Here is a 19781-nt window from a genome sequence, read left to right as displayed (position 1 = left end):
TTTCAAGAAAAACTATACTCTCGTTACCGCAATCATCCCCGCCAACACCGTACATGCCAGCAACACATAATACGCACTCTTACTCAGCGGCTTCTTATCATGCATGGCATTAACCACCGTAACTACCAAAAAGAGCCCCAGCTTAGGTCCTACTTTATAATAGTTCACTACCGGGTACTTCAGCCATACCAATGCCAGCCCGGTAAGCAGGATGGTAATGCCTAACGGCAGGCCCCATTTATCTTTTGGCGGATTTTTTACGGGAAATAATAACGCCAGGCGGCACAAGTAAATTAAAAAGGCAGCAAAGTGTGTCAGCAGGAGAAAATTAAATAACAGCATAATCAAAAACAGATTTATTATGCCCACAAAGCTAGCAGGTATCTTTCTCCTTTTCATGCACCTGGGTTAACAAATTGCGAACTCAACAAAATTCAATGGAATGTACTTCGCGACCTGTTTATTGTTAACTTTAGCTGACAAACCACCGGACATGAAAATAATCAAAAGAACAGGCTGGATACTCCTGGTAATTTTAGTGCTGATACAATTCATTCATCCTGCCAAAAATATCCAGGCAGGGGTACAGCCTAACCATATTACCACCGCTTATCCCGCTACCGCCGCTGTAACCGATATCCTGCAGAAGGCTTGCTACGACTGCCATAGCAATAATACCGTGTACCCCTGGTACGCCAATATACAGCCCGTGGCATGGTGGTTAAATCATCATGTGGTGGAAGGCAAACGCGAACTGAATTTTTCCGAATTCATGCAATACCGCATCCGCAAACAATATAAAAAACTGGACGAATGTATAGATGAGATCAACGAAGGAGAAATGCCGCTGTCCTCCTATACACTTATCCATAAAAATGCCGTACTCAGTAAGGAACAAAAACAAACACTGATTAACTGGCTGGAAGGTATCCGCCAACAAATTGCCGCTACCAATCCACCAGACAGCCTTATTATTCCAAAGAAACATACTTAAACACCGCTTATGTGCGCAGCCAATAACCAAAGAAAAAATCCGGCTACAGCAGGCAAAAAGCCCGCTGCGCACACGTCGCCGGCCAGCACGAAAGCGTTCACTAAAAAAAAGCCGGCAGCAGCAACCCCACGGGCTACCCGTAAAGTGGCCGCCAACATCCTGCCGGCAGGAGAAAAACAGGCAGAAGTTAAGTTAGATGGACAGCTCCTTAAGTTTACGAACCTCGACAAACTATACTGGCCGGATGAAGGCATTACCAAAGGAGATATGATCAACTATTACGCGGCCATCGCCGATACCATACTCCCCTACCTGGCCAACAGGCCACAGTCGCTCAACCGCTTCCCTGAAGGCATCAAAGGATTTAACTTCTACCAGAAAAATGTGGAAGACAAAGTTGCCGGCTGGATAAAGCGATTCCCCTATACCAGTGAATCTGATGGGGACACGAAGGAATTCATGGTATGCACCGATAAAGCCAGTCTCCTTTACATGGCCAACCTGGGCTGTATTGAATTAAATCCCTGGCATAGCCGGATCAATACCCCGGACTATCCCGACTACTGCCTCATTGACCTCGATCCTGATACCAACACTTTTAATGAGGTCATTGAAACAGCCCTGGTCATTAAAGACATCCTCGATCAGATCGGCGCTCCTTCCTTTGTGAAAACATCCGGCGCCACGGGCATGCATATACTGATTCCACTGGGTGCCAAATATACCTTCGAGCAATCCCGCATGCTGGCCGAATTGGTAGTGGGCATCGCGAACCGCCGCCTTCCTGATAACACCAGTGTACTCAGAACGCCCGCTAAACGAAAAGGAAAGATCTACCTCGACTTCCTCCAAAACAGGCAGATACAAACCATGGCATCCGCCTACTCCCTCCGCCCCCGCCCCGGCGCCACCGTGTCTGCCCCACTACGCTGGGAAGAAGTAAAAAAAGGACTGAAAGTAAGTGATTTCAATATTTATAATATGCCCAGGCGGATTGCCCGCGAAGGCGACCTGCTGAAAGGTTTGCTCGGGAAAGGCATCAATATGGTAACGGTACTCAACAAACTAAAGCCATTGCTCTCTTAATCCACTTATGAGAAATATTTGAAGGAGAAAAAACAACCTCAAAAACGATACCCTCCGGGAACACCATTTTTAGACAACACAATTTGCCACAACTGGCTTTTCCTTGCCCGGAAAGAACCTGCACAGGACAACAGATAATACTTCCACATGCGGAAAAAAGTAGCGTCATATTTTGTCTTCAGCTGATCCCAATTCTGTACAATGTTCTGGTACCAGGCCATCAGTGTACGGTCGTAGTTGACGCTGAAATTCTGCCAGTGTTCCATCACAAACAAGCCTTCTATATACTGCCCGATGAGCCGGATGGTAGGAATCATGGCGTTAGGGAAAATGTATTTATTGAGCCACTGATCTGTAAAGGCATTAGGGACGTTGCCACCGATGGTATGGAGTAGAAATAAGCCATCGTCTTTCAGGCAGCGATGTGCCACTTTCATATAGTCGCCATAGTTCTTATAGCCTACGTGTTCAAACATGCCCAGCGAAACAATGGCGTCAAAAGGCTCCTGCAGGGTGCGATAGTCTGCCAGCCGGATCTCTACCGGTAAGCCTTTACAGCGTTCCCGGGCCAGTTCCGCCTGTTCTTTGGAGATGGTAACACCTGTTACCCGTACGCCATATTTCTCTGCCGCAAATTTAGCGAAGCTTCCCCAGCCACAACCGATGTCGAGTACGTGCATACCCGGCTTCAACTGCAATTTCCGGCAGCTCAGATCTAGCTTTTGTTCCTGTGCGTCGTTGAGGTTGGAGGCCTGCTCCCAGAAGGCACAGGTATAGGTCATCCGTTTATCCAGCATCACCTCAAAAAGATCGTTGCCGGTGTCGTAGTGTGCGCTGCCATTGCGGTAAGCTTTGGCCGGTGTTTGATGATTCAATAGCCTGGCGAGCAATATGTCTGCCTTAAACCTGAAACTCTTTTTAACACGGGCATCCAGGCTAGCCAGCAATATCTTCGTAAAAAACTGGTCCAGTTGCTGACAGTCCCAGTAGTTGTTCATGTACGACTCGCCCAGTCCAAGCGAACCGCTGTTGAGTACTTCCCCGTAAAAAGCTTCGTCATGTACCTGTATATCCCATGGCTGCTGACCGTTGACAGTAATACCGGCGACAGATAAAAGACGGGTGATGATATCTTTGGGATGTTGGAGCATAGCAAACGTTTTAACAGCCCTTCTCTGAATGTACGCTATAGCAACAATGCAGGACAGTGCTTTGTTCAGGTTTTGGTGCAAAAGAAAAGCCGCTCCTATTAGAACGGCTTTTTCTCCAACTTCCGTACATCCGGGCTATAATTTATCTGATCATATACGCTTACCCGTTATATGCTGCTATTGGCCGGCAGTAACTACCTGAGTTTATATAGTTTATATCCGAAGATGAAAATCACCGCATAGCAAACGATGGGCAGATAGTACGCCGTAGCGATATTGGTATCCGCCAGGCGCCCCATGATGAAGGGGAAAATAGCGCCGCCAAACATACCCATCACGATAAACGATGATGCCTGCTGCGTTTTCGGGCCCAGGTCTTTTAAACCGAGACTGAAAATAGTAGGATACATGATGCTGAAGAAGAAGTTAATCATCAGCAGTGCAATGTAGGAAGTCCAGCCCCATCCCTGCGCTACCAGTAAACACATCAATATATTTCCCAGCGCAAATGCCGCCAGTAATTTGTTGGGCGCTATAAACCGCATTAAGGCAGTACCTACAAATCTTCCGGCCAGCATCATGCCCATAAAAGGCAACATGAAGTAGCCGGCTTTTTCATCAGAAAAGCCCATCATTTCGTGGCCATAGTTAATAAAGAATGCCCAGGTACCGGCCTGTGCGGCCACATTGAAAAACTGCGCTACTACTGCCCACACAAAATGCTTCTGCTGAAATAATTTTTTGCCGGCGCCGGCTGTCACCGGGGCATCCGCAGCGCCATCGTGAGGGTCTGTTACCGGCGGTACTTTCACCAATGCAAAGGCCACCGCAATGGCGGCAATCACCGCGCCGATATAGATGTATAATGTTTTTACAGACAACAGTTCTCCGCCTGCTTCATGGCCTGCGCTGAGTAAAAAGTGGGTACCCAGCGTAGGACCTATCATAGCGCCTACCGCGTTAAACGATTGTGCGAAGTTGATGCGCTGGTCGCTCGTACGTTGATCCCCTAATGCCGCCATAAACGGATGTGCCACTGTTTCCAGTGTAGCCATGCCGCAGGCCAGCACAAACAATGCGATGCGGAACACCGTGAAGGAAGCCGCATTGGCGGCAGGCACAAACAAAAAGGCGCCCATGGCGTATAAGGTGAGGCCAAGTAACACGCCGTTTTTGTATCCCATCTTCTTAATAAATAATCCTGCCGGGATACCCATCAGCGCATAAGCACCGAAAATAGAGAACTGTACCAAACCCGATTGCGATTTAGATACATGCAATACATTCTGGAAATGCTTGTTCAGTACGTCGCCCATGGTCAACGCAATACCCCAGCACATAAACAGCGAGGTGACGAAGATCAGCGTAATAACGTATTTCTTTTCCGTGAATCTGGCGGGTAATAACGTGGTGGAATGTGTAGCCGTCTGGAATGTTTCCTGTTCGGGTGAAATCATGTTCCTGAGTTTTTATTTGATGTATAACGTGGATAGTTCTCAGGTACTAATATACGGCGCAGTTTTAATAATCACCAGTACTTTGGAGGAAACAAAAAGGCCTCCTGTAAGAGAGGCCTGTTGTGGTTTATTTAAGTGGTAGTTCCATTTGTATGTTGGCCCGTTCATAAGGCGTTGGGCGCCCGCCTACTTTTTTAAAGCCCAGCTTCTCATACAGGCTGATGGCAGGCTTCAGGATGGTATTACTTTCCAGGTAAATATTGCGCGCACCTAATTCAATCGCTTTTTGCACAATGGCTTGCCCCAGTAGCCATCCTATACTTTTTCCCTGGGCTTTGGGAGATACTGCCATTTTAGCCATCTCGTAATCGTAGTCCGGATCGTCCATCTTTACCAGGGCGCAAACCCCAACGGGTTCATTGTTATAGAGGGCCACAAAAATATGCCCTCCTTTTTTCAGGATATAGCCGTCGGGGTTATCCAACGATTTATAATCCATTTCCTCCATCTTAAAGTATTTGGAAATCCATTCCACGTTCAACTCGCGGAAGGCCGTTTTATATTCCGGTCGGTAGTCAACGATCTGCACCCTGGCGGCTTCCCGCTTCTTTTGCTGTTCTTTCACACGGTCTAACAGCGATCGCTGCTCCAGCAGGTATTCCCATTCTTCGATCGCTTTCCAGAGGTCGTGGGCCGTTTGCGCGGAAATAGCTTCAATAGCGTTCCCTACATCGATAAGCTGATCAGCAAGTTTGACGTTAATATCCGTGCCTTTTTTAGTGAGGCGAACCATGTTCCGCCTGCCATCTGTTTTATCTTTTTTCTCCACTACCAGTCCCTGCTTCTTCATTTCTCCAATTATTTTGCTGACAGAAGGATGGGAATGCCCTATTTCTTTGGCGATGGCGGTGATGGTTTTCTCTTCGCCCTCTGATAACACGTAGAATACGGGGAACCATTTGGGCTGTAAGCGGGTGTCGTATAATTCGTAGATCCGGGCAGCCCCTTCGGTGATGGTTTCCGTTAACATACGCAGTCTGCTGCCTAGCGCTGCTTTACCGGTTTTATTAAAGAATTCCATATTGTAGTCAATTACGTAATCAGTTACATAAATATAGGAATAATTTCAAAACGGCCCTATTTTTTTTGTGCCGTCTACTTTTCCGATTTACGGCGGAAAGACACCGGCGTCATCTTATGCCGGCTTTTGAAAAAATGCGACAGGTGACTTTCATCAGCAAAGCCAAATTCGGCGGAGATTTGTTTCAACGTTAGCTGTCCGCAGGTAATTCTTTTTTCTATCAGCTTCGTGCGGTAGCAGTTGACATACTCCCGGTAGCTGATGTCAAAATTCCTTTTAAACCAGGCACTGAAGTAATTGACAGCAATGTTAAAGTGCGCAGCAATATTTTTCACCTGGATTTTTTCCGGTTCATAAATATGCTGGTGAATATAAGAGATAAGGGCTTCTTTATCCGGTGCACCGTGATCGATGCGGATATCCAGCCTGGAAACAGCCTCCTTCACCAACCCAAACACGGAAAGGATCTGGTAATATACTAACGGTGACGTAGCTACGTCCTGGCGGCAGTTATACGCCACAATACTTTCAATGGTATTACGCAAAATGGTTTTGCAGGGCTCCTCCAGGGTTAGCTTCACCTCTTTCAGCAGCTTATGCCGCATCATAGCCTCGGGCTTGCCCATCAGGAAAGCATCTGGCGCCAGGTGACTTTTGGTGCTGAAATAGCTATCGGTAAATTTAATGAAAGCGAAACGGGTAGTTTTACTGATATCGAAATAATGTTCGTCTTCCGGCGCAATCAGAAACAGGTCGCCTGCTTTATAGGGAAGCTGGTTATTATTGAGATGATGAATACCACTGCCTTTAAAGATATACACGATCTCATAATACGTATGACTATGAACCGGCAGGTGAAATACTGCTTCTTCAAACGCATGAATAACCAGCGTATCGAACTGCTTCAATTTCTTCATCTCACAAAAATACAATTATATGCTTTAAATTTACAACCGCTACGTCCCATCTTTCCCTCACCTTTGTTGCAGCTTAACATATAAAATCATCTCAGATGGAATACAGACAATTAGGTGCATCCGGTCTACAGGTACCGGTGCTTAGCTTTGGTACCGCCACCTTTGGCGGAGGCAATGATTTTTTTAAAGCCTGGGGCAGCACCCAGGTAACAGAAGCCACCCGGCTGGTAAATTTATGCCTGGATGCCGGGGTGAATCTCTTCGATACGGCCGATGTTTATTCTGAAGGGCTTTCAGAAGAAATCCTGGGTAAGGCCATCGCCGGCAAAAGAGATCAGCTCCTGCTCTCCACCAAATCCACCTTCCCGTTTGGCAAAGGACCTAACAACCAGGGCTCTTCCCGTTTTCATATACTGAAACAAATAGAGGGCAGTTTGAAACGCCATGGCACTGACTATATCGATATCTATCACATGCATGGCTTTGATGGCGTAACACCCGTAGAAGAAACCTTGCGGGTACTGGATGATTTAATTCAGAGCGGTAAAGTGCGCTACATCGCTGCCTCCAATTTTTCCGGCTGGCACCTGATGAAATCTCAGGCCATCGCTGAAAAATATGGGTGGAACCGGTATGTTGGACACCAGGTATATTATTCGCTCGCTAACCGTGAATATGAATGGGAACTGATGCCACTGGGCATCGATCAAAACATTGGCGCTATTGTGTGGTCGCCGCTGGCCGCAGGTAAACTGGGAGGCAAATACCGCCGCAACAGTCCTATTCCTCCGCAGGGCCGGGTAGCACAGGGCGGAAGCCCGGTGCCGGAAGCTGCTATCCGCGATGATGTCTTCTATAATATCATTGACGCCCTGGATGCCATTGCCGCCGAAACCGGCAAAACAGTTGCCCAGATAGCCATTAACTGGTTGCTGCAACGTCCTACTGTTTCCAGTATCATCATTGGCGCCCGTAACGAGGAACAGTTGATTCAAAACCTTGGAGCCACCGGCTGGAACCTGACAACAGACCAGGTGAAACAACTGGATGCAGCCAGTGAAGTGCCTACCATTTATCCATACTGGCATCAGCGGCAGAATCTTACGCTGAATCCGCCGCCGGCGTTTTATTAAGCAGAAAGCAAAAAGCAGAAAGCAAAAAGCTATTAAAGCGAATGACCGGAGCGAATGATTAATTTAAATATTTACTTTGGCCATTCGCTCCGGTCATTCGCTTTAATAGCTTTTTGCTTTCTGCTTTTTGCTTTCTGCTTTATTTATCCGTGCTTTAGCGCTTCTACCTAATTAGCTCTCCGAACATATTTCATCTCCCATATCTCATCATCAATATTGGTGGGATACCTGCTAAATGGCTTTAATACCAGGGTATCTCTTATAAATGTATAACTATTACTCGCGCCACTGCTCCAGTCGATCACTTTTACGGTCGCAGTTTCTGACACATCAACAGTGGCTAATTTAAAGGTGCCGGTGACATCTGCTATTCCCCCGGTATGCATGAAGTAAGTGTAGTCCTTATACATTTTGAGACGAAACCCTTCTCCGGGGCGATAGGTTATGGTGCCATTCACACCCGTTTGCGCTACCTCTTCCCAGGTTCCTAACAATGGCGACAGTGATAAATCATCGTCTTTTCTACAACTCATTAAACCGGTTACAAACAATAATGCACAGGCTGTTACGTAAAAATATTTCATACAGCAATGAATTTAGATATTGGGAGATATATTGTTTAACGCCCTGCTACCAGCTGAAGTTACAGTCCTGCTAACAATAACCTAATGGACAGATCCACCGGGAACACCGTACTCCGGTGCATTAAACACTAACTTATCTTGTTAAATTATTTCCCGGGGCGGCCGGTTTTGTTCCTGAACTACCTTAAATTAGTGGGTTAAAATCCAACCAGCATTATGAAAAAATTATTTCTCCTCTCCTTCCTGTTGCCGTTCATGGCAGTAGCGCAGGACCAGGGTATCCATTTCGAACATGGCACTTCCTGGGCCGATGTACAGGCCAAAGCCAAAGCGGAAAACAAGTATATCTTCATGGACTGCTTTACCACGTGGTGTGGCCCCTGTAAGTATATGTCCGCCAATATTTTTCCGCAGGAAAAAGTCGGCAGCTTCATGAACGACAAATTCATCAGCGTAAAAGTGCAGATGGATCAAACTGCAAAAGATAATGAAGACGTTAAAAACTGGTACGCCTCAGCTAAAGCCATTGAAAAAGACTATAGCATCCGCGCCTACCCTACTTTCCTGGTATTTGCGCCGGATGGTCATATCGTTGACCGCCAGGTAGGTGGTGCTGATGCAGATGGATTTATCCAGCGATGCGCAGCCTCTCTCCAGCCAGCCACCCAATACTATACACAGCTGGATAAATTCAAAAAAGGACAGAAAGACACGGCCTTCCTGCGCCAACTGGCTTTGCTGGCATTAGATAAATACGACCAGGGAAATGCCTCCGACATTGCCAAACTGTACCTGAGTCAACAGAAAAACCTGTATACACCGGGTAACCTCGACTTCATCGAGAAATTCACCAGCAGCAGCAAAGATGTTGGCTTCGACATGTTCCTGCACCACGCCGATAAAGTAAACAAAGTAATTGGCGCCGGCAAAGCAGAAAATAAAGTAATGGAAATTGTGGCGAAGGAAGAAGTATATCCGCAACTGATGAAAAAAGACAACAGCGCGCCAGACTGGGCCGGTGTTGAAAAAAACCTCCAGGCCAAATATCCTGCTATCGCAGAAGAACTGATCCTGAAAACAAAAGTGCAATATTACAGCTATATAAAAGATGCCAATAATGCCGTGACTAACATTGTAGCCTATATGAAAAAATATGGCCACAAAGCAGATCCACAGTCGCTGAATGAATATGCCTGGACCATCTTCGAAAAATGTAATGATATGCAGTGCATCGAACAGGCCCTGGAATGGAGCAAGCGCTCTTTCAAAGACCAGGAAATTCCTGCTTACATGGATACCTATGCTAACCTGCTGTATAAATCCGGTAAGAAAGCAGATGCCCTGGCCTGGGAAGAAAAAGCCCTGAATAAAGCCGAAGGCGATGAGAAAAAGAACTACGAATCTACCCTGGAGAAAATGAAGAAAGGGGATAAATACTGGGAATAGTCTTATAGACGTCCTGATAAAAAAACCGGTTCATGGAAAGCGTTTCGCCGCCCGTGAACCGGTTTTTATTTCATCACCAGCTTGTGTACAAAAGCAATACGCGGTTGCGTAAGGTCCCAGTTCTTCATTTCCTGATCCACCAGGTCCTTATGTTTCTTCCGGATATCTCTTAAAGCATTTCCAACCGACTTCCGGAGATATTCACTCTCTTTCGATTTCAGTTGACTGATCAGGGCAATAGCCACCTCCGGATGCGTTTTAAAATAAGGCCGACTGGTCCAGATACGCAAACCTTCTACTACGGCCCTGTTTAAGAGAGGATCTTTATGCGTGGCCCAGTACTTAATTTCCGGCAACGTAGCCTCATAGCCGATCACACTGCAGTAATAGTCGATAGCTTTGGCCAGCATTTCCTGTACCCGCCAGTTATCGTCGGTCACCACCCTGGTTTTGAGTAACTGTAAAGCCTTTTCATTTTCCGGCGATAACAGGCTTAACATATATACGCCCAGCATCCTCTCCTGGTAACTCTCCCCGCCGATCAAAGCGGTGGCTGTTTTCAGGTGATCTCCTTTTTCTGCTGCAATGATTTTATCGCCGGCTTCCATGATATGCTTGAAACCATGTTCGGTCTTTTTCAGGTCAGCAATAATAGCAGATAACATATGCTTGCCATTTGATGGCAATATAACTATTCATTCATTTGTTTGATGAAAACAATTTCATTTTCATCAAACGGCGATCCATCAGGCCGGAAAATATCATGATACCAAATTGCGGGCTCGGGTTCACCTCCTTTATTTCCCTGCGGGTAATTGGTTTGTGTTTTACCTGCTACCAATCCCCAGTTGATAGCACCAATGTTATTCGCTTTGAAGATGGGTAAATGCGTAATAAAAGTGCTGTTATTGGGCCGTTTCATGTACTCCGTACAGACCACAGGCCGTTGATAGGTTTTCAACGTATCTATGGCGGCTAATAACGAAGCGGTGTCCCGGTAATTATGAAACGTGATGACATCGGAATTCTCCAGCTGGAACTGGTTAAAAGCCACAAAGTCCTTGTTCCATATTCCAATAGTAATAGGTTGCTCTGGCTGCACGGCTCTTGCCCAGGCTACTACATTTTTCAGGAGTGGCCAGCTTTTGTCGCCGTGACCAAAATGCCCCGGCTCATTATAAAGATCCCACATTGCAATACGCTCATCTTTCCGGAAGGTGGTCAGGATATCTTTTACGTACCACTGCAAGGTATCCATTAATGCAGGGTTGGTATCGATATAACCACCGGGATCTTTTAACCAGCCACTGTTGTGCACTCCCGGGATGGGCGCCGGCTGTGTACCTGCCTGGTATTGATCCCGCCAGCAGTCGTCGAAAAAAACGAAGATGGTTTTGATATGATCGTCGTCAGCGATCTCGAGGTACCGTTGTATCCTCGCTTTAAACCCCGCGGCATCTTCCTGCCAGGCCACATGATGGAGATATACGCGCATCGTATTAAAACCGATGGCCTTTGCATAACCCAGTTCCCGTTGAATAGTAGCCGGATCAAAGGTGGCACCCTGCCACATCTCCAGTTGATTTACAGCAGTAGAGGGAATGAAGTTGGCACCCGTCATCCAGGGTTGTTGCTGATACCATTTATTAGCTTTTTCTGCCGGCCAGCGCGACTGTGCAAAAAGGGTACTGCTGCAAAGCAACAGTGTAATCATAGCTTTCATGTTAAGTTATTATTATCATTTTTTGTTTTACAAAAACCGAAAAAATACTTCAGTGGTAGTACCGTAATTTATTATACAACCCTACGCATATGTCAACCACTTTTCCCTCATTCGTATTATCCCGTGATAATCGCATTTACCTGCTGGTAGCAGCTATTGGCGCTATTATACAGCTCATCATTTTTAAGCTGTGCTATCCTTTCGCAGATTTCTTTTCGGATTCATATAGTTACATTTTTGCGGCGGCAGCGCGGCTGGATGTTAATATATGGCCGATTGGATACTCTAAATTTCTATGGCTGTTTCATCAGCTCACACATTCAGATACTGCAGTAGTGGCATTTCAATATTTGTTCGGGCAACTGATAGCGCTATACTTCTTCTTCACGCTCTTATATTTTTATACCCCGGGGAAACAGATTAGCCACATTATTTTTGGCAGCCTGTTTTTCAATCCATTGTTGTTGTATTTAAGCAATTATATTTCCAGCGATGCGTTATTCCTGGCACTCAGCTTACTATGGGCCACACAGTTGCTCTGGATGATTCACCGGCCCCGCCCTATACAAATCTTCGTCCATGCGCTGCTGATAGCGGCGTTGTTTACCATCCGGTATAATGCTTTATTTTACCCAATCATTAGTGCCATCGCCTTGTTGATGTCTAAGCGCGCGGTGGTATGGAAACTGGCGGGTATTGGATTGCCGTTGGTATTGATATTGTTGTTTATCAATTATACAAAGAACAGTGCATATCAACTCACGGGGCATCGGCAATTTTCCATCTTCGGTGGCTGGCAAATGGCGAATAATGCGTTGTATATGTATCCGTATATTACCGAAGAAGGAACGCCGCCGCCCGGGTGCCAGGACTTTGACCAGGAGGTGAAGCGATTTTTCGGGAAATACCATGAAAAAGCGAAAACCATTTCACCGAGGGATGGTGCGTTTTATATTAAATTTCCTCAGGCGCCTTTAAAACAGTACCTGACCAATCATTTTAGCGTGGAAGAAGATGCGACTCATGGTGTTGCTGCCTGGGGGTCAGTATCCCCTATCTATGGCCGCTATGGAAAATTTTTGATCTTACGCCATCCAATAGCTTTCAGTCAACACTTTCTGTTACCTAATGCTATCAATTACTGCTTTCCTCCATTGGAAAAACTGGAAATATATAATCTGGGAAATATAGAAGTTTATCCACTTGCGGCCCAATGGTTTCATTACAGGGACACACATGTAACTGCCATTTCGCCAAATATACAGGGAGCTATCCTCCTATTGTTTCCTGGGATATTCTTCGTCTTGAATATTTGTTTTATTTGGGTCCTTGTAATATGGATCAAAAACAGGCAGAATGAATCCTTGTTCAATCGGTCCCTATTACTGGTCACATTACTACTTTTCACAAATGCAGGGTTTAGTATACTGGCGTCACCCATTGTTTTTAGGTACCAGGTTTTTCCCATGATCCTATGCCTGTCGTTTTCTTTGTTAATCGCAGAAAAATTAAAACTGTTTTCACTTTCTCCAGGAGCTTAAATGCAGGGTACTATCAGCATCAAAATAATATTCCGCATACCTGGAGAATTTCAATCCTTCTAAAAAATTGACAACTGGTTTATTTCGATCGATGGAACCCGTGAAAGCACTTCTATGATCAGGTACTTTATCCAGCTTTACTGTTATGCCATAAAAACGATGAATCAGGGTGGCTACTTCTTCTACAGATGCGTTATTAAACAGGTGTAGCCCCTGACGCCACGCCAGCACATCGTCGGGATCAAATTTATACGTATTCAGCTCCTTTCCGGCTATTACGACAGCTGCATATCCTGGTTTCAATAAGGCAGTATCATGGGTGGCATTCATTTTCACGGCGCCCTGCACGAGAGCAACGCTGACTTTACTACTATCGTATGTATTTACGCTAAACTCTGTACCTAATACCTGTACCGTGGCTCCGGGAAGATGTACCAGGAAAGGTTGTGATGCTACCGCAGCTATCTTCATATAAGCTTCTCCCCGAACGGTTATTTCCCTTGCAGATCCGTTAAACGCCAAAGGGAAGTGCAACTCCGTTTCTGCATTTAGTTGTATAGAGGAACCATCGGGCAAATGCACAGTATAATCTTTCCCTGCCGGCACCTTAATGGTGGCATATTGCGGGCGGGAGGAGGTATTTGTAAAGGTTAGTTGTTGCTGATGGTTATTCAGCGCTACACTGCCGGCTTTTACCTGCCCTTGCTGATTACTCAGATCCACCTGTTCTCCGCCGGAAAGTTGTAATTGAATATGTGATTGATTAAAAGCTAATGGTGCTGATTTGTCGGGTTTCTTGCCGGTCATAAAAAACATTCCGGCGGCAGCAGCAATTAGCAACATAACCGCTGCTTTTATACTTCTCCGGATAATATTTTGTTGCTTTCTACGGCGAATGCCTTCCCATACCTCATCTGGTCCCCAGTTACTGGCGACATCGGGTAGCAGGGTAGCTTGCAGCCGGGCATAAAGTGCTGCAGCTTCCTGATCTTCCAGGATCATTTTATGTAATGCTTCTTTTTCCTCTTCCTGGATTTTTCCTGAAAGCTCGAAAAGCACCAATTGGGTTAGATATTCTTTATCAGTTTTCATAGTTAATGCTATGTATAAGGAACAAAAAGCACAAACAGGTACTATCAGAGTTAAAAAATTATTAATTCAAAGTTACTTCAGGCTATTACGAAGCTCCTTCAATGCGGTGAGCACCTGATTCTTCACTGTTTGCAGCCCTATACCCCGGCGCGCAGCTATTTCTTTCTGGCTGACGCCTTCCAGGTATTGCATTTCAAATACGGCTCTGCTGGCAGGCGCAATGTTATTAATGGCATGGCGGAGCCGGAGCCCCAGTTCTTTGTTTTCCAGCTCTGTCGGACTGGTAAAAAGCTCCCTGACATAGGCATATTGTTGTTGGCGTTTCTTCATACTTTTTTGAGACCGAAGGATGTTCAGGCAATAATTTCTGACAGCCCCATAAAGATAGTTTCTCAATGAAGACTGTAGCTGCACGCTGTTCTTTTTTTGCCACAGCCATATAAACACTTCCTGTACGGCATCATGTGCTTCTTCCTCCGATCCTAACCGTTGCCTGGCCGCCATGAAAAGCAGCTGTTGATAACGGATTACAATACTATTAAATGCGTTTTTGCAGCCCGTTTTCACCAGATCAAATAATGCTTCATCGCTTATTTCATGCATACGGATGATGATTAAATTCCTCTGCAATCAAATAAATATTCCTTCTTTAACTGTAAACTGAACGTTAATAAAAAAAGGTTTCGGTATTGTTCATATTATATTAACACCAAAAACCAGGAAAAGGAATAGTACCTGCTGATTTAATCTGTTCCTTCTTAGTACATGTCATGTATCTCTTTTCCCTCAAAAAACTTATCGGGTCTTAATCAAATCTTCTCAACAGGTACTTATGAGAAAAAATTTAAAAATTCACTCCATGCTCAGCCGGTCATTCCTGGTAATGATGCTCCTGCGATGCTGCATTTGCGTATCTGCGCAGGACAACAACAACGAGAAAGTAACACTCCTCGCAGCCAATACACCACTATCTGCTATTATGAGGAATATAGAGAAGCAAACACACCGACGTTTTAACTATAGTGAAACGGAAGTTAATACCAGTGAAAAAGTAAATGTGAGCTACAATGAAGCCCCGCTCAATACGGTACTGGGTCAACTATTCACCTCTAAAGGCATCACCTGGAAATATATAGATAATGGCATTTATCTTAGAAAAGAATTCCCACAACCATTAAAAGACAGTAGTGTTTTAGCTTCAGGGGCAATGATAACCGGATACATTACAGACGAAAAATCATTACCCCTGATCGGCGCTACCGTAAAAGTGGACAATACCAATAAAGGAGCAGTTACTGACGTGAATGGCAGATTTCAGCTCAACAATGTTCCCCCCGATGCGGTGATGGTGATTTCGTTTACCGGATATACGGAAGAACGGGTGATACTAAAAAAACAGACCCATATAAGCATTAAGCTCAAACCGGTTATCAGTAAACTGGATGAAACTGTAGTGATAGGCTATGGTACAACTACGCAAAGGTATAGTACAGGAAGCGTAAGTAAGGTTTCCGGAAAAGAAATCGGGCAACAACCAGTTGCCAATCCTTTATCAGCCTTACAGGGAGCCATGCCGGGCGTGTTCATTACAAATGGCCAGGGGCTTCCTGGCACAAATATGCAGATACAGATACGGGGCATGAACTCCATCGTGACTAATCCCGGTACGGATGGCGGCAATCCCCTATTTATTGTGGACGGCGTTCCTTTTTCCGGCGTTCCCATGAACTTTTTCAGTCCTTCGCTCGCCGGCGCCAACGACTACCTGAGCCCCTTTAATAGTATTAACCCCGGCGACATTGAAAGCGTGGAAGTATTGAAGGACGCAGACGCCACTGCAATTTATGGGGCAAGAGGTGCCAATGGTGTGGTGCTTATTACCACAAAGAAAGGGAAGCCCGGAAAAACAAAACTGGATGTGAATGTCTATACCGGAACGGAAAAAGCAACACATCTTGTTAAAACATTAAATACAGAACAATACCTTGCTCTCAGAAAACAGGCATTCGCTAACGATAATGTAACTCCTACTCCCGCTAATGCGCCGGAACTATTGGTATATAATCAGCAGCAGTATACCGACTTCCAAAAATTACTAATTGGAAATACGCCCAATGTCACCAATGCACAAATAAACCTATCGGGAGGAAACAACAACACCAGATTTTTACTTGGAGCTAATTATAGAAATGAGGGAACTGTTTTTCCCGGCGGATTTACTTATCACCGCGGAGGCGCTCATCTGAATGTAGAACATAACTCTGTAGATAATCGGTTAAATGTTTCCGCCACCGTCAATTACACTGCCGACAGAAACAATAATATTTCCCAAACGCTGAGTACAACGTTCTTTCCCAATTATCCATTATATGACTCAACCGGCAAGCTAACGTGGAGTGGCCGCTATGGTAATCCCCTGGCGCTTTTAAACCAAACCAGTACCAGCAGAACCAATAGCTTGATATCCAGTGCGGTACTTCGCTATACTATTATTCCTGGTCTTAAAATACAAGCTAACCTTGGCTACAATTACAATACTTTTAATTCTGTACTAACCTATCCTTTATCAGCCCTGGATCCTAAAGGAGTAAATCCAATTAACAAGGCAACTTACGGTACCAATAGTACGGCTACTTACATCATTGAGCCACAGGCAAACTATACCAGGGATATTGCTGATGGAGAACTGGAGGCTTTAATAGGAGGAACCTGGCAATACGCAACAGCAAATGGATGGACTATACGCGGACAAAACTACAGTAATGACGCGCTGCTAAAGAACCTCGCATCAGCGGGAACTGTACTAAGACCTAATTCCCTTTACTCAGAATATAAATACATTTCCTTCTTTTCCCGGTTAAACTATAACTGGAAGAAAAAATACATTGCATCCGCAACATTTAGAAGAGACGGATCTTCCCGTTTCGGCCCCGCAAATCAATTCGGCAATTTCGGATCTGGCGCCCTTGCCTGGATATTCTCCAATGAGCACTTTATCGCGAATGCCCTCCCTTTCCTTTCCTATGGTAAGTTAAGAGCCAGTTATGGTATCGTAGGCAATGACAAAATAGCTGACTATGGTTACCTATCTACATATGTACCTATTAACAGTTACCAAACTGTTAACGGGCTTATTCCTGTAAGAATTGCAAATCCTGACTATAGCTGGGAAGTTAATCGGAAACTGGAAACAGCACTGGAACTCGGCTTTTTAAATGACAGAATTTTGCTGACGGCGGCATGGTTCAAAAACAGAAGTAATAATCAACTTGTAGGTTATCCACTGCCTTCACAGACAGGATTCACAAGCTACCAGTTTAACTTACCCGCTATTGTCCAAAACACCGGAGAAGAGTTTACACTAAATACCGTTAATATAAGGTCAAAGAGATTCTCATGGGCCAGCGCTTTTAATATTTCCTTTACTGACAATAAGCTGGTCTCCTTCCCCAACCTAAGCTCCTCTTCTTACAGTCAGTCCCTGGTAGAAGGACAATCTATCAGCATTGTCAAAGGGTTTCATTTCACGCAAATAGATCCCAAAAGCGGCATCCCGCTGTTCTCTACCGCCAGTGGCGGCAATACCACTACTCCTACCGCGCTGTCGGACTATGTAGTAATGGGCAAAACTATTCCTGACTTTTTTGGCGGACTAAGTAATACTTTAAGCTACAATGGTATACAGTTAAATTTCCTTTTCCAGTTTGTAAAACAACAAGGATATGAACCTGCCTGGTGGCCTGGTGCCACACGCTTCACTCCTATCGACGCTTTAAACCATTGGGAAAAGTCCGGTGACATTTCCAACAATCCGGTTCCATCTACAACCAATACCAACAATGATGCTGGAAAAGCTGCCAATGCTTACGGGAATTCGGACCGATTCTGGAGTGACGCCTCTTACATCCGGTTAAAAAATGTAATGCTGTCATACGACTTACCACGTATATGGATGGATAAAATCAAATTCACACAGGTAAGAGTTTATATACAAGGTCAAAACCTATGGACAATTACTAACTATAAAGGCTCTGACCCGGAAATCACCAGCAGATCATATGTTATTCCAACATTAAAAACCATCTGCGCAGGTCTGCAGGTCTCTCTTTAGTCCAGGAATAGCGCTATTTAGAAAATAAAATTACAAGAAGATGAAATTCAAATATACTATAGCCTTCACAACTTCTTTTGCTGAAAGCATCATTAAATATATCATAGTTATTTGCGTCATATTTAGTACATGCGCTTGCAGGAAGCTCATTGAAATTGCTCCTCCAACAGGACAATTAATTCCTGAAAAGGTATTTAACGATGAAAAGTCTGCCACTGCTGCTATGGCCGGACTTTACCTAACACTGGCCAACTTCAGTGCAACCAGTCTGCCGGTAATAACTACCAGCTGCTCCGCTGATGAACTGATAGACTATACAGACAGTTATACTGACTACTATACCAACAACATAAAGGTAGACGATGCATGGAATGATTTGATCTGGAGTGGCTACTACAGCACCATTTACAACGCCAATGCAATTCTGGAAGCACTTGAAAACAACAGCGCTTTAAGTGGAGGTTTTAAAACACAGATATCAGGAGAAGCATTGTTCATCCGCGCTTACTGCTATTTCCAACTAGTAAATCTGTACGGAGATATACCACTGCTTACCAGTACAAAAGTAAACCTGAATGCAACCACACCAAGAACATCGACTAGTATAGTGTATACACAGATCATTTCAGATCTGAAAAATGCACAGGGAAGCCTATCAGATGCGTATGTTACAAAAGAGCGGGTGCGCGCCAATAAATCTGCGGCGACTGCCTTACTGGCCCGCATCTATTTATACAACAAAAAGTGGGAGGATGCCGAAACACAGGCTACTGCAGTGATCAATAACCCACAATATGCTTTATGCACTGATCTGGATAGCGTATTTCTTGCTAATAACCAGGAGTCTATATTACAACTGTGGGTCCAAAATGGCTATACCGACCTTGCCGCTCAAATTATCCCGTCCTTTAACCCATTACTTACCTATATACCATCATTTATTGATTCACTGGAACCTGGAGATAAACGCCAGGAAAAATGGATAGATAGTCTACCGTATAACGGCGTCACTTATTATTATCCGTATAAATACAAACTAAACGGAACGCCCACTTCAAGTAGCGAATATTTCGTAGTAATGAGATTGGCAGAACTATACCTGATAAGGGCAGAAGCCAGAATTAACAATAACAAAATAGCTGATGGAGTAAAAGATCTGAATATCCTCAGGAATAGAGCCAGGCAAACGCCCAGCATCAGCATTCCCAACCCACTACCAGATTTACCATTGAATTTAAGTCTCAACAATGCGTTAGCAGCTGTTGCTAAGGAACGAAAAAATGAACTCTCATCTGAAGAATGCCACCGTTGGTTCGATCTAAAAAGAACCGGAGGTATTAATAGTATCAGTTCTCAAAAACCGGGTAACTGGCGTGCAAATGTTTCCGCCTATCCTGTCCCTCTTATTGAGATAAGTGCCAATCCAACATTAGTTCAAAACCCAGGATACAATTAAACACATTAA

17 protein-coding genes are annotated in these 19781 nt (G+C 44.8%); 7 read left to right on the top strand and 10 right to left on the bottom strand.

Translation table 11 applies throughout. The annotated features are described in order from the left end of the window. Positions 1 to 12: 12 nt before the first annotated feature. The gene (locus tag J7623_RS16360; protein WP_291922274.1) at positions 13 to 342 is read right to left on the bottom strand and encodes a hypothetical protein; all 330 of its coding nucleotides are present in this window, start codon (positions 340 to 342) and stop codon (positions 13 to 15) included. A gap of 151 nt (positions 343 to 493) precedes the next feature. Between J7623_RS16360 and J7623_RS16355 the strand changes: the two genes are divergently transcribed. Together J7623_RS16355 and ligD are read left to right on the top strand one after the other, a co-directional pair. Next, positions 494 to 994, top strand: a complete 501-nt coding sequence (locus tag J7623_RS16355; protein ID WP_291922272.1) for a heme-binding domain-containing protein — start codon at positions 494 to 496, stop codon at positions 992 to 994. A 9-nt stretch (positions 995 to 1003) separates the two neighbouring features. Further along, positions 1004 to 2080 (top strand): non-homologous end-joining DNA ligase, encoded by a 1077-nt coding sequence (ligD, locus tag J7623_RS16350; RefSeq protein WP_291922270.1) that lies wholly within the window; start codon positions 1004 to 1006, stop codon positions 2078 to 2080. A gap of 38 nt (positions 2081 to 2118) precedes the next feature. Here the strand turns inward: ligD and cfa are convergent, their stop codons facing one another. The 4 genes from cfa to J7623_RS16330 all read right to left on the bottom strand — a co-directional run bounded on the left by cfa (position 2119) and on the right by J7623_RS16330 (position 6686). Further along, entirely contained in the window at positions 2119 to 3231 is a 1113-nt protein-coding gene (gene cfa / locus J7623_RS16345) for a cyclopropane fatty acyl phospholipid synthase (RefSeq protein ID WP_291922268.1), read from the bottom strand. A gap of 194 nt (positions 3232 to 3425) precedes the next feature. Next, positions 3426 to 4688, bottom strand: coding sequence for a sugar MFS transporter (locus J7623_RS16340; protein WP_291922266.1), 1263 nt, complete (start codon positions 4686 to 4688; stop codon positions 3426 to 3428). 127 nt (positions 4689 to 4815) lie between these two features. After that, the gene (locus J7623_RS16335; protein ID WP_291922264.1) at positions 4816 to 5769 is read right to left on the bottom strand and encodes a GNAT family N-acetyltransferase; all 954 of its coding nucleotides are present in this window, start codon (positions 5767 to 5769) and stop codon (positions 4816 to 4818) included. Between the two features lie 74 nt (positions 5770 to 5843). Beyond that, positions 5844 to 6686 (bottom strand): AraC family transcriptional regulator, encoded by an 843-nt coding sequence (locus J7623_RS16330; RefSeq protein ID WP_291922263.1) that lies wholly within the window; start codon positions 6684 to 6686, stop codon positions 5844 to 5846. A 95-nt stretch (positions 6687 to 6781) separates the two neighbouring features. Here J7623_RS16330 and J7623_RS16325 point away from each other — a divergent pair, with 95 nt between their 5' ends. Continuing rightward, the gene (locus J7623_RS16325) at positions 6782 to 7819 is read left to right on the top strand and encodes an aldo/keto reductase (RefSeq protein WP_291922260.1); all 1038 of its coding nucleotides are present in this window, start codon (positions 6782 to 6784) and stop codon (positions 7817 to 7819) included. A 167-nt stretch (positions 7820 to 7986) separates the two neighbouring features. On the opposite strand, the gene J7623_RS16320 is transcribed toward J7623_RS16325, so the two are convergent. Next, positions 7987 to 8403, bottom strand: a complete 417-nt coding sequence (locus J7623_RS16320; protein WP_291922258.1) for a hypothetical protein — start codon at positions 8401 to 8403, stop codon at positions 7987 to 7989. A 216-nt stretch (positions 8404 to 8619) separates the two neighbouring features. Here J7623_RS16320 and J7623_RS16315 point away from each other — a divergent pair, with 216 nt between their 5' ends. Further along, a complete protein-coding gene (locus tag J7623_RS16315; RefSeq protein WP_291922256.1) occupies positions 8620 to 9849 on the top strand; it encodes a thioredoxin fold domain-containing protein in 1230 nt (409 codons plus the stop codon). 65 nt (positions 9850 to 9914) lie between these two features. On the opposite strand, the gene J7623_RS16310 is transcribed toward J7623_RS16315, so the two are convergent. Further along, complete coding sequence (locus J7623_RS16310; RefSeq protein ID WP_291922253.1) at positions 9915 to 10514, bottom strand: DNA alkylation repair protein; 600 nt, start codon at positions 10512 to 10514, stop codon at positions 9915 to 9917. Between the two features lie 26 nt (positions 10515 to 10540). Beyond that, on the bottom strand, positions 10541 to 11572 hold the full coding sequence (locus tag J7623_RS16305) for a cellulase family glycosylhydrolase (RefSeq protein ID WP_291922248.1): 1032 nt from the start codon (positions 11570 to 11572) through the stop codon (positions 10541 to 10543). An 89-nt stretch (positions 11573 to 11661) separates the two neighbouring features. Between J7623_RS16305 and J7623_RS16300 the strand changes: the two genes are divergently transcribed. Beyond that, on the top strand, positions 11662 to 13113 hold the full coding sequence (locus tag J7623_RS16300; RefSeq protein ID WP_291922245.1) for a hypothetical protein: 1452 nt from the start codon (positions 11662 to 11664) through the stop codon (positions 13111 to 13113). Here J7623_RS16300 and J7623_RS16295 read toward each other — a convergent pair. Both J7623_RS16295 and J7623_RS16290 read right to left on the bottom strand, forming a co-directional pair. Further along, positions 13093 to 14205 carry a FecR family protein gene (locus J7623_RS16295; protein WP_291922243.1) on the bottom strand — a complete coding sequence of 371 codons (1113 nt, stop codon included), beginning with the start codon at positions 14203 to 14205 and terminating at the stop codon, positions 13093 to 13095. The genes J7623_RS16300 and J7623_RS16295 overlap by 21 nt on opposite strands. Before the next feature lie 72 nt (positions 14206 to 14277). Beyond that, positions 14278 to 14808, bottom strand: a complete 531-nt coding sequence (locus tag J7623_RS16290; RefSeq protein ID WP_291922240.1) for an RNA polymerase sigma factor — start codon at positions 14806 to 14808, stop codon at positions 14278 to 14280. A 229-nt stretch (positions 14809 to 15037) separates the two neighbouring features. On the opposite strand from J7623_RS16290, the gene J7623_RS16285 reads away from it, so the two are divergent. Continuing rightward, positions 15038 to 18316: a SusC/RagA family TonB-linked outer membrane protein gene (locus J7623_RS16285; protein WP_291922237.1), complete on the top strand. Its 3279-nt coding sequence runs from the start codon at positions 15038 to 15040 to the stop codon at positions 18314 to 18316. Between the two features lie 40 nt (positions 18317 to 18356). Then, the gene (locus J7623_RS16280; RefSeq protein WP_291922235.1) at positions 18357 to 19772 is read left to right on the top strand and encodes a RagB/SusD family nutrient uptake outer membrane protein; all 1416 of its coding nucleotides are present in this window, start codon (positions 18357 to 18359) and stop codon (positions 19770 to 19772) included. Positions 19773 to 19781: the final 9 nt, after the last annotated feature.

The sequence above is a fragment of the Chitinophaga sp. genome (genome assembly GCF_017745275.1).
In the GTDB taxonomy this organism is placed as follows: Bacteria; Bacteroidota; Bacteroidia; order Chitinophagales; family Chitinophagaceae; genus Chitinophaga.
This window is presented reverse-complemented; position numbering and strand designations above follow the sequence as displayed.

Bases quoted from the DNA above. Each gene is read 5' to 3' on its own strand.
- J7623_RS16325 (WP_291922260.1), top strand. From the start codon at position 6,782: ATGGAATACAGACAATTAGGTGCATCCGGTCTACAGGTACCGGTGCTT.
- J7623_RS16315 (WP_291922256.1), top strand. From the start codon at position 8,620: ATGAAAAAATTATTTCTCCTCTCCTTCCTGTTGCCGTTCATGGCAGTA.
- J7623_RS16285 (WP_291922237.1), top strand. From the start codon at position 15,038: ATGAGAAAAAATTTAAAAATTCACTCCATGCTCAGCCGGTCATTCCTG.
- J7623_RS16330 (WP_291922263.1), bottom strand. From the start codon at position 6,686: ATGAAGAAATTGAAGCAGTTCGATACGCTGGTTATTCATGCGTTTGAA.
- J7623_RS16335 (WP_291922264.1), bottom strand. From the start codon at position 5,769: ATGGAATTCTTTAATAAAACCGGTAAAGCAGCGCTAGGCAGCAGACTG.
- J7623_RS16320 (WP_291922258.1), bottom strand. From the start codon at position 8,403: ATGAAATATTTTTACGTAACAGCCTGTGCATTATTGTTTGTAACCGGT.
- J7623_RS16360 (WP_291922274.1), bottom strand. From the start codon at position 342: ATGCTGTTATTTAATTTTCTCCTGCTGACACACTTTGCTGCCTTTTTA.
- cfa (WP_291922268.1), bottom strand. From the start codon at position 3,231: ATGCTCCAACATCCCAAAGATATCATCACCCGTCTTTTATCTGTCGCC.
- J7623_RS16340 (WP_291922266.1), bottom strand. From the start codon at position 4,688: ATGATTTCACCCGAACAGGAAACATTCCAGACGGCTACACATTCCACC.
- J7623_RS16290 (WP_291922240.1), bottom strand. From the start codon at position 14,808: ATGCATGAAATAAGCGATGAAGCATTATTTGATCTGGTGAAAACGGGC.
- J7623_RS16305 (WP_291922248.1), bottom strand. From the start codon at position 11,572: ATGAAAGCTATGATTACACTGTTGCTTTGCAGCAGTACCCTTTTTGCA.
- J7623_RS16300 (WP_291922245.1), top strand. From the start codon at position 11,662: ATGTCAACCACTTTTCCCTCATTCGTATTATCCCGTGATAATCGCATT.
- J7623_RS16355 (WP_291922272.1), top strand. From the start codon at position 494: ATGAAAATAATCAAAAGAACAGGCTGGATACTCCTGGTAATTTTAGTG.
- J7623_RS16280 (WP_291922235.1), top strand. From the start codon at position 18,357: ATGAAATTCAAATATACTATAGCCTTCACAACTTCTTTTGCTGAAAGC.
- J7623_RS16295 (WP_291922243.1), bottom strand. From the start codon at position 14,205: ATGAAAACTGATAAAGAATATCTAACCCAATTGGTGCTTTTCGAGCTT.
- ligD (WP_291922270.1), top strand. From the start codon at position 1,004: ATGTGCGCAGCCAATAACCAAAGAAAAAATCCGGCTACAGCAGGCAAA.
- J7623_RS16310 (WP_291922253.1), bottom strand. From the start codon at position 10,514: ATGTTATCTGCTATTATTGCTGACCTGAAAAAGACCGAACATGGTTTC.